The sequence below is a fragment of the Bacillus cereus genome (assembly GCF_002567495.1).
Lineage (GTDB): Bacteria > Bacillota > Bacilli > Bacillales > Bacillaceae_G > Bacillus_A > Bacillus_A cereus_AQ.
Map to the genome: position 1 here is coordinate 1 of NZ_NVAP01000012.1, position 12,734 is coordinate 12,734.

Sequence of the window (12,734 nt, forward strand, 5' to 3'; positions counted from 1 at the left end):
TATTTATTTATTTATTTATTAATAACCAGATTCTACTTCAACGCTGTTTACAAAAAATTCCACTTCAACTTTTACAACTTTTGAAGTTGAAGATTTATATTCCCTTTGCTTAATCCCCCATGGTAACATACTACAGATTCAATATCTAAATTTAAATACTTCTTCAAAGACTGCTGTGCTTCCTTAATATTTATAGTTGTTGGGGCGTGAATTCCTCCTAACATCCCATTCACGCTATACATAGAGTCTCCTGCAATAAGAATTTTACTTTGTTTCAAATATAAACTGATATGACCCGGAGTATGCCCTGGAGTATGAAGAATTAGTATTCCACCGCAATACGGAAGTTCTTGCCCGTCAATCACAGTATCACTCACGTTTCCTTTTGGTGGGTTCTCTATATTTCCATCTTTCAATAAAGGTAAATCCCCTTCAATATATGGCTTATCTAGTTCGTGCGCATAAACTTTAATATTATTTCCACAGCGATGCAACAACTCCGGAAGACTACCTATATGATCTATATCCTGATGCGTCAAAATCACAACTTTTAACTTATCAAATGATACTCCAACCTTTTCCATCTCTACTTGTATATCTTCAATTTGTCCTGGGAAACCCGTATCTATTAATACTGCCATTTCATCATCCCATAAAAGAATGGGGTGAATAACAAATTCTTGAAATTCAAGTTGTAACATGTCTACCCCTTTAGCAATCTCCATACAGCTATTCTCCTTTATACTGAAGTTTGAAAATATGTGAGAGTAAACTGAAAATATAAAGCATCGCTATCTTATACTATGTTTTGTCATCCCAATAGAGAATGCCTCAAACCCTATAGATTCATAGTAAGATTGCAATTTTTCCACACACATAAGTTGTGGAATAACCTTCTTTTGTTCACAGTGCTGGATTAATCGTTCTACTATTTCTTTCCCAATACCAATGGACTGATATTCTGGTAATACACACACGCCACAAATAATGCCTGTTATTACTCCATCGGATATAACACGCCCCATACCAATTAATTGTTGCTCTTTAAATGCATATATTGCATACCAACTTTGTTTACACATTTGTTCCAATTCATTAACCGTTAATTTCAGAGAATTCCATCCTAAAGATTCGTACAAGGCTACTAATCCATTAAAATCTGTAGGATGTTCACTTGTGTAGCGTATACTATTTTCCATGTAAATACTCCCTATTCTCTGGCTTGTTTATATTTCATAAAATTCCCTTTACACAAATCTGATCGACGTAAAAATAACTAGAACAAACTTCAATAAGAAAGATAGAATTCCTTCTTTTATCAGACTGTAGACAAACTATTTTCGGAGAGTTCAGATGCTAAAAAATAGTTTGTCTCTTGCTTTATAGCAAATTTATCCAACAACATTTATACGTAGTGCTTTCTATGCTACAATTTACTATAAGTGAGAAAGGAAGGTGTCTTATGAAAATATTCGTTTATGTTGCAAGTGCATTTAGCAAAGATCATAAAGGCGGAAATAAGGCAGGAGTGGTATTTATTGAGAATACATTGACCACTACTCAAAAAATGGCAATAGCCAAACAACTAGGCTATGCGGAAACCGCATTTATATCAGAATCTGAAATTGCTGATTATAAATTTGAGTATTTTACACCAAAAGAAGAAGTTGATTTATGTGGTCATGCCACAATTGGCTCTTTCACGATACTGATGCATTTAAATAAACTTTTCAGGAATCGCTATACGATTGAAACGAACAGCGGCGTTCTTACTATTACCATAAAAGATGACATCATATTCATGGAACAAAACAAACCGATATTCTATGATGTTGTATCTCCAAACGAGTTCATCGACTGTTTTGACATTAAAGCTATAGACAATACATACCCAATTCAAATTGTCTCCACGGGCTTAAAAGATATTTTAATTCCTATAAAAAGCGAAACACAATTACATACACTGCAACCTAATTTTGAAAAAATTAAAGAAATTAGCAAGTATTATAATGTTGTCGGGATGCATCTATATACTTTTAATGACAATCGAATTATATGCAGAAATTTTGCTCCACTATACGACATCAATGAAGAAGCAGCGACTGGAACTTCAAATGGTGCATTAGCTTGCTATCTCTATGAACAGCACAACTTGCAAAAAGAAGTCTATGTATTTGAACAAGGTTATTCTTTACACTCGCCTTCCGAAATATTAGTTAAATTAGCAATCAATAGCAAGAATGAAATAGAAAAAGTTTATGTTGGCGGCAAAGGCTATTACTGTGAAACTAAGTGTTTAAATGTAGAAAATATTGAGTGAAAATAAAAAAACACCGAATAAAAAGGTTGAGAAAATAAATTCATAAAAAAGGTTATCTCAAGTGAGATAACCTTTTTTATATAAGACTCTCATTATATTATTAACCAAAAATTATACAACTACATACGATAAGCACAAACAAAACTAATAAGCCATTTGAGAAATAACCAGGAGAATACTACCCCTTTATTAAATTATGTAAAAAGATTTTATCATAAAATTATTTACAACATAATAACTGAAAAAGACATTGTATTCATTAGTTATATATGTTTAGTAATATTTTATTTTCGGTCATATTCTCCTTATCTAAAACCACTTCTCGTCCCCCTCATAATTCAGTTCACATCACTTCGAAAAATCGATTATTAGTAAATATTTATTTACTATAATAAGTAATTTAAATTGATTTATAGTTAATTTAGTAATAAAATAATGACTAAACTCATAAAGGAATCAAAAACAATGACCCAAAATGAATTATTAAACGAATACATGAATTTATTATTAAATATGTCAGGTACTTTTAAATTACTATCGGAGAAATCCTCTGAATTTACACATTTAGAGCAACACGTAGTAGAGTATATCGCCCAGCAAAAGGTGCCTGTAAATTTAAAAATGATTGCTAGTTATTTAAACATCCCTAAACAACAATTAAGTGTAACAGTACGTAACTTAGAACAAAACGGATACATTGTAAAAAAGCAAGATACGGTAGACAAAAGAGCTATATTAATCTCTCTGACAGAAAAAGCTGAAAAGGTACATTATGAGAGATGGAAACAAATATATAATAATTTCACTCATAATCTTGAAAAACTAAGTGAAGAAGATCAACGAGATTTAACTTACGGACTATATAAAACAAATACAATGCTCTCAAAAATGTTAAATAACGACTAAATATATTGTTTATGATTAAACGGAGGATATTTCATGGTTAAAGAATTAGATTTACAATCCGTACAAGGTACGATGCTTATTCCACTATGGGGAAGAGCATATGGCAGTGAGAAAAATAAGGGTATTTTAGATGATACAGAAGCAATTCGGATTATTAAAGAATGTGATTTTGACTTCTCAACAATAGCCAATACATTTGGTGAATACGGCTGTATTACTTACATTACCCGTGCACGAAAAATTGACGATACGATAAAACAATTTATAACAAAACACCCGAATGCTACTATTGTAAATATCGGTTCCGGACTAGACACTACGTTTTCAAGAATCGATAACGGTACAATACATTGGTACAACCTTGATTTGCCCGATGCAATCTCTTTTCGCAAAACTTTAATTGAAGATACACCTAGAAATATTAGCATCGCTAAATCATTTTTTGATACTTCTTGGTTTGACGATATAAAATATGATCCAAACGACGGTATTCTTTTTATATCAGCAGGTGTGTTTTATTACTTTAAAGAAGAAAATTTAAAAGAGATTATAGTCGCTATATCAAAGCGCTTCCCTGGAGGAGAGCTATATTTTGATGCGGAATCAAAGTTCGCACTGAATCTTTCGAATGCTACTGTAAAGAAATCCGGTAATAACGGTGCTATGATGTATTTTTACGTAAACAATCCAAAATCAATAGAAAAATGGTCTTCTAACATAAAAGTATTGAGCTGTTCCCCTTTCTTTAAAGATATACCTACAAATAAGGATTGGGATGGTAGTACGCGTATTATGATGCGAATTGTAAACTTAATAAGGATGTTGAAGTTTGTTCATTTGCAATTTGATAAGTAAAATATCAAAAACATATATATTCATCCTATCAAAAAAAGACCTCAATTTTATGAGGTCTTCTATACTTTACTTCCAACTGCACGAATTACTTACTATTCAATTGTATCCAATAGTTCTACATCAATATCTTCACAATCTTTCCAACTATAGAATTTCTCAATATGCCATTTACCTTTCAACCTTTTATATCCTTTATATTCAATCCATTCATGTAAACTTGAATACACGTTCGTTATTTTATAATTTGGTCCTTTATAATTCAAAGCTGCATACTTTTGTGATGGTACTATCAAAGTTGACATATCACTAGGAATATCTTCAAACTCTTTAGCCTCAACACATATCCAATATTCATCATCTTCTTCTCGGCTTTCTACAAAGAATGCACCAATTTGTTGCGATGGATTTGTCATTTGTTTAATTTCACCTTGACGCTCACTTAAAAGTAATGATGCTTTTGAATTTCATTTGCGTATTGATCCCCTTCACATTGAACGTGAAATCCAACTAACTTTAATTCATCCAGATTTTTAACTATTACATTTAGCAGCGTTTTTTTGTCAAGTTTTTTCTCCCCTTACTATTTGAATTTTGTGTTCACTTCCAAATTAATATTATTAAATTCCTATAGATTAATAATAAGAAATAATCTACGCTATTTTAACATTTTTATTTTTCATAACAAACTTCGTAAATAAGAAACGCACAAGCGGTCCCATAATAATTAATTGCAATGGATACGCCATCATGAAGTTTTTAATGAAAACTGAGAAATAAATTGAAACAAATGAATCTCCTTGTAGTCCACCATGTAAATACATCATAGCCATACCGAAAAATGACATAAAGAACACCATTCCGATTACCATAGCTGTTGCCATCGCAATGATAATATTTATTTTCTTCGATTTATCAAACGGTAACAAGAATACAATTTTTTTCGCACAAGGTCCAACGATACATATTTCAATTAATAGCGCAATAATAAAGCCAATTAATAGTTCTAATGCAATCTCTTTAATATAAATTGGTCCTCCTGTTTCATTCATTAGTAAATTGTAAAACGTCATTACGATAACCATTCCAAGGCACATCATCATGCCAAATTGGAGGTTTTCCTTTCTTGTGGTTGACAAATTTCATCATCCTTTCTCTTTGAGTCTTTGTCATTATATCGACATTGGAAACCCCTTCGTAAGTGAACATTTTGTGAACAAATTTAAAACGTTTTCATGTATTTTCTTTACTTTCAACTCAAATTCTCACTTTTATTTATAAAGGTTTTATATATTTCAATGTTGAATTACTAAATTTAACATTGCATTACATTATTACTAGGAGGATAACCATGAATGAAGCAGAATTTTACGCATATCACATCGTTACAAGGAAAAAAATGAAGATCGGACAAATCATTCATTTTGATAAAAATCAGACTAATACTTTATATAGCTTCTTTTTTGAAAGAGAACAATTAAATGCTAGTGGTGAAGATGGGATACAAATTTTAAATAATCACTATAAAAATGACGAATTACATATAAATAATGAAAATGCTAAAGTAGTTATGAGTTATATGGATCAAACAGTTAGAGCAGTTAGAGAAACAATTGTAGAAATGGTTAGACTACAAGAATTCCCTGAATACCCTTCCAGATTATCTTGTTTATACGCTGCTAAAAGCTATGAAGATGCTTTAAAATGGAAAGCATTATTTGATTCTTACAATCGAGAAGTTTTACAGATTGTTAAACTACGAATAATCGGAAGCTCTTTTGAAGGTGACGGGAATCTTTTACCGAAAGAAGATGGTATTCCTTTTTCTCAAAAAATTGAACAAGCTAGAGAATATTGGAAAGGATCTATTAGAAATGAACTTCCTGAGCTACTGATTAATGGAGAAATTGAAGTGGTGGAAATTATTGATGACTTTTCCTCCATTCATATTTAATTTCTAACTAAATCATATAGGATGGAGATTACAATGAAGAAAAAAGTGTACTTCAATCATGATGGCGGCGTAGATGATTTAATTTCACTATTTTTATTACTTCAAATGGAAAACATTGAACTTACTGGTGTATCTGTTATCCCAGCAGATTGCTATTTAGAACCAGCAATATCTGCAAGTCGTAAAATTATCGATCGCTTCGGCAAAGATAATATTGCAGTAGCAGCGTCAAACTCTCGTGGGAAAAATCCGTTTCCGAAAGATTGGCGGATGCATGCATTTTATGTAGATGCTTTACCAATTTTAAATGAGTCTGGAAAAGTTGTAACACCCATGGCGGCAAAGCCTGCACATCACCATTTAATAGAAACGCTTCTACAAACGGAAGGAAAAACAACTTTATTATTTACCGGGCCCCTAACTGACCTTGCTCGTGCATTATATGAAGCTCCCATCATCGAAGATAAAATTGAACGTCTCGTTTGGATGGGTGGTACATTTCTTACAGCAGGCAATGTGCATGAACCAGAGCATGATGGAACAGCTGAGTGGAATTCGTTTTGGGACCCTGAAGCAGTAGCTCGTGTATGGGATGCAAAAATTAAAATCGACTTAGTGACACTAGAAAGTACAAACCAAGTTCCGTTAACTATAAACATACGTGAACAGTGGGCAAAAGAACGAAAGTATATTGGTATGGATTTCCTTGGTCAATGCTATGCAATGGTTCCCCCTCTCGTTCACTTCTCAACGAACTCTACTTACTATTTATGGGATGTACTAACTACTGCGTTTGTCGGAAACGCTAACCTTGCAAAAACTCAAACGATTAATAGTATCGTTCATACATATGGACCAAACCAAGGACGGACAGAGAAAACTGCTGATGGACGACCTGTAAATGTAGTATATGATGTAAACCGCAATGGATTTTTTAACTATATAACTGAATTAGCAAAGAAAGCTTCTATTTGAACCACTATCTATACGAAAAATAAATAGCATGAAATCACGTCAGACGATGAACCCCATATTTAGAATTTGATTGAAACTATATATTTAACTATTGAAAAGAGTATTGAATTAAATTTCAATACTCTTTTTGTGCAATTTAATTATATTTGATTAATGTATTTGTCTTACAGATTATTCATTTCATAACCATTTACAAAAAACGTTATTGTTTCTATTTCATCTTCATTTAATTCTCTATTTACGTCTCGTTTATACGCTGCCTTTATGTTCTCTTCATCACCTTTATGAATTTCTGTATAAGTTCCTACTGTTTTTAACAAATGCATTTCTTGTAAAAACTCATCCCTACTTATAGCTGTCCCATGAGAAAGAATATAAGTTTCAGCATCAAATGCCTCCAACTCTTCTATTAATTTAAACATTCGTTTCGTCGTATAGTTCCACTTCGAAGAAAAGATATCTGCATATATACAGTCTCCTAAAAATAATATCTTTTCTTCTTTCACGTAAATAACAACTGAATCATGTGCATGATCCCCGCCGACATGTTTTAATACGCATGTCACTTCCCCAAGGTCTAATTCAATTTGATCCTGGAACGTTAAGGTGGGAGGAATAATTTTAATATTTCGCGCTTTTTCTTCAAACTCTTTCTTGATGCAATCCGCACAAAATTCAATTTCTGTACCCTCTTTTACACGTGTGTCCAAAGCTTCATCTGTCCATTCATAAGAAACAAGTGTACTCATCTCTTTTTTCGTTTCAGAATGTGCAATAGACAATGCATCTTGTAGTACAGGCAATCCAAAAATATGATCCCAATGCCAATGGGTTAGTGCTACGAAATCAGGATTTGATACATTTTGTTCTTTTAACATTTCTAAAAATAATTGTGCATGTTCTTCTGAATTCCCTGCATCGATCATTAAAGTTTTTTCTTTTCCAACAACCATTCCTAATATAGGTCTATCTGTTTCAGAAACTGGTGTCATATACCAAAATGAGTTTCCTATTTTTTTAATTTGTTGCATAACCAATTCCCCTTTTCATTTTCTCACTTAAATTTAATATATAAATTATAACGAATCACTACTTTTTTCTCTATACTCAAACACAATTACTTGGACTAATCTAACTTTCCTTTTCGTAAGCTAAAAATAAGGGAATAGAATCGGAGTGTGATACTATGGAACGTTTATGGATCCCAATGATTGTAACATTTTTTTCGTTCGGTGGATTACTATTAGGAGGTGCTGTTGGAGTAGCAACACGCCAACTCATTGAAGAAAAGATGCATCGTTTATACGCATTATGTGGCGGAATTTTACTTGGGCTTTTATCACTTGAAATTATTCCTGAAACATTTTCAAGCTACGAAATGATTGGGCCTATACTTGGTATAGCCATCGGTATTTTAGTTATGAGCTTATTAGATAACTATTGTCATCATCCAATGATACATAAAAAAGATCAACAAGCATGGCAAACCTTCCTTTTTCTCTCTTTCGCTATATTTATTCATAATATACCAAGTGGATTTGCGTTAGGTACAGCTTTTATAAATCATAATGACTCTGCCATTCCGTTTTTAATAGCAATTGTCGTTCACCATATTCCAGAAGGATTAGCTTTAATTATTCCATTTCTTTTTACAAAACATAAATATATTTCCTTTTTATTAACGACTTTATTACTTTCTCTTATTCTCGGTACTGGCACAGTTTTTGGCATTTTGATGGAAGGAAAAGCTCTTCACCTGCAAGGACTCATTATGGGAAGTGCTATTGGTTCACTTGGATATGTCACAATTCATGAAATGCTTTGGAAAGCTAAGAAACAGCTCTCTTTCCTTACATTTCTAATGTGGGCAACTAGTGGTTTTTTACTAATAACATTGTTCACTTTATTCGCTGGTCATCATTAAAGTTGCTAAAGTGAAAATTTTGTGCCTCCCACACTGATTCTTAGATCACAAATAACCAGATAAATTTTCTTATTTGTATATTTTTCCTTTTTATCCAAAACATAATGTTATCTACCTATTATAAGGAGGAACAATTATGTTTGGAAAAACAGCCGGTGAAGCATTAGTTGATTTATTAATTGACTGGGGAGTAGAACACATATATGGTATGCCTGGAGATTCCATCAATTCTATCATTGAAGCTTTAAGAAAAAAACAAGATAAAATTAAATTCATTCAAGTTCGCCACGAAGAAGCTGGTGCATTAGCAGCGGCTGCCTATGCGAAATTAACAGGAAAACTTGGCGTTTGTATGGCAATTGCAGGACCTGGTGCCATTCATTTATTAAATGGTTTATATGATGCAAAACTCGATAAAGCCCCTGTTCTAGCAATTTCAGGTCAAGTAGAAACCGATTTACTTGGAACGGACTTTTTCCAAGAAGTAAATTTAGAAAGAATGTTTGATGATGTTGCGGTTTATAACCAACGTATTATGTCAGCAGAGCAACTACCTGCTGTAGTGAATCAAGCGATTCGAATGGCATATACGAAAAAAGGGGTCTCTGTTCTTACTATTCCAGATGATGTCCCAAAATTCGAAGTAAAAAATGGTGCCCGTGTTACAAACACTTCTTTTACTTTGCCTGAGTTATTTCCACAAAAAGAAGACTTAGAGACGGCGAAACTCGCAATAAATGAAGCGAAAAAGCCTGTGATTTTAGCTGGAAAAGGAACAAAACATGCGAGAGAATCTTTACTTGCATTGGCAGAACATATTGGTGCTCCAATCGTACTTACATTACCTGCTAAAGGAATTATTCCTGATGAGCATCCTCTTTGTATCGGTGGATTAGGATTAATCGGAACGAAACCTTCTTATGAAGCAATGAAACATGCAGATACTTTAATTATGGTTGGTACTTCTTATCCGTTCACTGGTTTCTTACCTGAAAAAGCAAAAACAATTCATATCGATACAGATCCTGCCCAAATCGGGAAACGTTATGCGACAGATATTGGTTTAGCTGGTGATGCTGATAAAACATTACGATGGTTAATTGAAAATGTTGAAACACACACAGACCATTCCTTCTTAGAACATTATCAAGAAATGATGAAAAAGTGGGAAGAAAAATTACACGATCAAGAAGAAGATTCTTCTATTCCAATTAAACCACAACGTGTTATGCACGCTCTGCAGCAAGTAGCACATGATGACGCAATTTTATCAGTCGATGTCGGAAATGTAACAGTATGGACTGCAAGGCACTTCCGTATGACAAACCAGCAATTTGTCATTTCTAGCTGGCTCGCAACACTTGGTTGCGGTTTACCTGGTGCTCTTGCTGGAAAAATTGCATTCCCCGATAAACAAGTATTTGCGGTTTGTGGTGATGGCGGATTCGGAATGACAATGAATGATTTCGTAACAGCTGTAAAATATAAACTACCAATCGTTGTCGTTGTATTAAACAATAATAAAATTGCGATGATTAAATTTGAACAAGAAGTTATGGGTAATATCGAATTCGAAACAGATTTAACGAACCCAGATTTCGCAAAATATGCAGAGGCGTGTGGCGGTATTGGATACCGTGTTGAGAATTTAGACGAACTACTTCCCGCTTTCGAAAATGCAGTAAAACAAAATAAACCATGTATTATTGATGTAGTTGTAGATGCTAACGAAGCACCAATGCCAGCAAAAATCACATTTGGTCAAGCCGCTGGTTATACGAAGCATATGATAAAAGAATTATTTGAAGAAGGTAAGATTGATTTACCACCACTTTAAGCGAAAAAAGATAGCTGAAAACGATTTGTCTTCAGCTATCTTTCTTTATTTTTGTATCTCCCTATAAAAAGAAAAGTCATTCATAGTTGGTTGTACTTGTTTCTCTACTTGTAATTCTTTGCTCTCCCTCTCTGTCCTTCTCGCATTTCCTAGCTTAATCGCATCTTGCATACTATTACTAATAAGATTTCCCGCTAAAATTGTCATACTATAAAAAGCAATCGGTATAAGTACAATCCATGTATGAGTAGTTAAGTGCCGGAAGTTTTGACCAATTAGGCCGGTCCATTCTTTTGTTACACTATCTGGATCCATTCCACTGAAGGTTATTGTTCCACCAAAGAATAACTGCAACAAACCAAGATGTAAAAGAAGTAATAAAGTGCTCACAAATTGTTGAGCTACTAATAAAAGAAATGATGGTAACATATGAGGCCATATATGGCGCTTCAACCTCTGCCACTTACTCCCGCCAAGCACAGTGGCTGCCAACATAAATTCTTCTTTCTTAATTCGTTTAACTTCTTGCGCTACATACAACATAACTGTTGGTACAGCAAGACATGTAAGAACTATAATTTGAAATGTCACCCGCAAATACAACGGCACAACTTCCGCTCCACTATCAAACGTTAAAACTTCATTTAACATAAAATAAGAAATCATAACCATTGGTACGATACTGAATGGATCAAAAAAGGATGAGATAACTGGGAATGATCGTTTACCATACATACCAAAAAGTAAACCAATCCCCCCTCCAACTATAACTCGTAAAGTCGCTATAATTATACTCGCTCCAACTGTCCATTTCGCACCTTCTATTATTAATTGAACAAGGTCGCGGCCTTTCGTATCACTTCCGAACCAAAATTTACTTGATGGCGAAAATGGAGCTGCCTCTAGTTCTCCTTTCTCGTTATACATCATCGTGAGTTCACGAATATTCCCATCAAAAAACACCGTATATCCAATACTAACAATCATTAATACACTCAAAAAAGTAATACCTATCCAAAATCTCACATCTCTTTTTACAACTTGCCACATGTTACACACGCTCCCTTATAACATTTTGTAAAAGCGTATGTAATATACGAAATAGTATAAAAAGCGGAACGTATAATATAACTAGACTCACTGTAAATATTTCTAATTTAGAATTTTCTTTTACAAAAACAAACATTCCATATGTATTAAAAATCCATTCGATAATATATAAATTGGATAGCATAAATAAAATATTTGTTTTCGCATAATAAATTGTCGTCAATAAAACATTCCTTGAAACGTGATGTGTCAAAATATGCCGTAAGCTTAGCCCCTTACTTTTAGCAAACAAACTATAATCTTTTTCTAATTCCTCTTTAAACCGTAATAACAAAAGCTTAATAAACAATAATGTTGTTGGTATTGTAAGACATATAATCGGTAACAAACGTACCCTTTCTTCCCCTAATCCAGCCAGTTTGACCGGCATAAATCCTGTTTTTTGAAAAATAATTACGACAAGAAGTTGTGATAATAAGATAAGTAGTATATCTGGTATACTCTCAAGCGTAAGAAAAATCCCGTTCCACATTTTCTGTTTCATATGAGAACGCTGCAATACCCAAACAACAAGTACATACGCTATAAGCAAAGATAGTAAAAAAGCTGATAGAAATACAATCATCGTTTCACTATAATGAATCCATATTTGTGGAAATAATTTCCTCGAGTCTCGAAATCCAAATGTAATTTCCCATGGTCGGAGTAACTTTCCTCCAATAAACACAATCGTGTTCCAAAAACCGATTAAATCAATTTGCAATCCCTTAAATAATCGAGGGAGCGCACCTAAACAGATTATACATAAAATTGCAGCTAATAATTGTAAACAAGTAATCCAACACCACTTAGCAGTTCGCATGAACATAACTATTACCCCTTACCATTCGATAGAATATCTAGAAACAAAAAGAGC

The 12,734-nt window shown here is 33.3% G+C and carries 14 protein-coding genes; 7 read left to right on the forward strand and 7 right to left on the reverse strand.

Features of this window, described 5'->3' with window-relative positions; all coding sequences use genetic code 11:
* Positions 1–71 precede the first annotated feature (71 nt).
* On the reverse strand, positions 72–725 hold the full coding sequence (locus COK05_RS06115) for an MBL fold metallo-hydrolase (RefSeq protein WP_098611865.1): 654 nt from the start codon (positions 723–725) through the stop codon (positions 72–74).
* A gap of 66 nt (positions 726–791) precedes the next feature.
* Positions 792–1,199 (reverse strand): GNAT family N-acetyltransferase, encoded by a 408-nt coding sequence (locus COK05_RS06120; RefSeq protein WP_098611866.1) that lies wholly within the window; start codon positions 1,197–1,199, stop codon positions 792–794.
* 263 nt (positions 1,200–1,462) lie between these two features.
* Between COK05_RS06120 and COK05_RS06125 the strand changes: the two genes are divergently transcribed.
* The 3 genes from COK05_RS06125 (at position 1,463) to COK05_RS06135 (ending at position 4,081) form a co-directional block, all read left to right on the forward strand.
* Positions 1,463–2,320: a PhzF family phenazine biosynthesis protein gene (locus COK05_RS06125; protein ID WP_098611867.1), complete on the forward strand. Its 858-nt coding sequence runs from the start codon at positions 1,463–1,465 to the stop codon at positions 2,318–2,320.
* 465 nt (positions 2,321–2,785) lie between these two features.
* A complete protein-coding gene (locus COK05_RS06130; protein WP_098611868.1) occupies positions 2,786–3,226 on the forward strand; it encodes a MarR family winged helix-turn-helix transcriptional regulator in 441 nt (146 codons plus the stop codon).
* A gap of 33 nt (positions 3,227–3,259) precedes the next feature.
* A complete protein-coding gene (locus COK05_RS06135; protein WP_098611869.1) occupies positions 3,260–4,081 on the forward strand; it encodes a class I SAM-dependent methyltransferase in 822 nt (273 codons plus the stop codon).
* Positions 4,082–4,173: 92 nt separating this feature from the next.
* Here the strand turns inward: COK05_RS06135 and COK05_RS06140 are convergent, their stop codons facing one another.
* Entirely contained in the window at positions 4,174–4,494 is a 321-nt protein-coding gene (locus COK05_RS06140; RefSeq protein WP_255290306.1) for a GyrI-like domain-containing protein, read from the reverse strand.
* A 237-nt stretch (positions 4,495–4,731) separates the two neighbouring features.
* Complete coding sequence (locus COK05_RS06145) at positions 4,732–5,217, reverse strand: DUF2798 domain-containing protein (RefSeq protein ID WP_098611870.1); 486 nt, start codon at positions 5,215–5,217, stop codon at positions 4,732–4,734.
* A gap of 212 nt (positions 5,218–5,429) precedes the next feature.
* On the opposite strand from COK05_RS06145, the gene COK05_RS06150 reads away from it, so the two are divergent.
* The gene (locus COK05_RS06150; protein WP_098611871.1) at positions 5,430–6,032 is read left to right on the forward strand and encodes a DUF2441 domain-containing protein; all 603 of its coding nucleotides are present in this window, start codon (positions 5,430–5,432) and stop codon (positions 6,030–6,032) included.
* 21 nt (positions 6,033–6,053) lie between these two features.
* Positions 6,054–7,007 carry a nucleoside hydrolase gene (locus tag COK05_RS06155; protein ID WP_141538911.1) on the forward strand — a complete coding sequence of 318 codons (954 nt, stop codon included), beginning with the start codon at positions 6,054–6,056 and terminating at the stop codon, positions 7,005–7,007.
* A gap of 164 nt (positions 7,008–7,171) precedes the next feature.
* On the opposite strand, the gene COK05_RS06160 is transcribed toward COK05_RS06155, so the two are convergent.
* Positions 7,172–8,038 (reverse strand): MBL fold metallo-hydrolase, encoded by an 867-nt coding sequence (locus tag COK05_RS06160; protein WP_098611873.1) that lies wholly within the window; start codon positions 8,036–8,038, stop codon positions 7,172–7,174.
* Between the two features lie 155 nt (positions 8,039–8,193).
* On the opposite strand from COK05_RS06160, the gene COK05_RS06165 reads away from it, so the two are divergent.
* Together COK05_RS06165 and COK05_RS06170 are read left to right on the forward strand one after the other, a co-directional pair.
* Positions 8,194–8,931, forward strand: coding sequence for a ZIP family metal transporter (locus COK05_RS06165; RefSeq protein ID WP_098611874.1), 738 nt, complete (start codon positions 8,194–8,196; stop codon positions 8,929–8,931).
* Positions 8,932–9,067: 136 nt separating this feature from the next.
* Positions 9,068–10,768: a pyruvate oxidase gene (locus tag COK05_RS06170; protein ID WP_098611875.1), complete on the forward strand. Its 1,701-nt coding sequence runs from the start codon at positions 9,068–9,070 to the stop codon at positions 10,766–10,768.
* A 45-nt stretch (positions 10,769–10,813) separates the two neighbouring features.
* Here the strand turns inward: COK05_RS06170 and COK05_RS06175 are convergent, their stop codons facing one another.
* Together COK05_RS06175 and COK05_RS06180 are read right to left on the reverse strand one after the other, a co-directional pair.
* Positions 10,814–11,818: an ABC transporter permease gene (locus COK05_RS06175; protein ID WP_098611876.1), complete on the reverse strand. Its 1,005-nt coding sequence runs from the start codon at positions 11,816–11,818 to the stop codon at positions 10,814–10,816.
* A 1-nt stretch (position 11,819) separates the two neighbouring features.
* Positions 11,820–12,686: an ABC transporter permease subunit gene (locus COK05_RS06180; RefSeq protein WP_141538912.1), complete on the reverse strand. Its 867-nt coding sequence runs from the start codon at positions 12,684–12,686 to the stop codon at positions 11,820–11,822.
* Positions 12,687–12,734 lie beyond the last annotated feature (48 nt).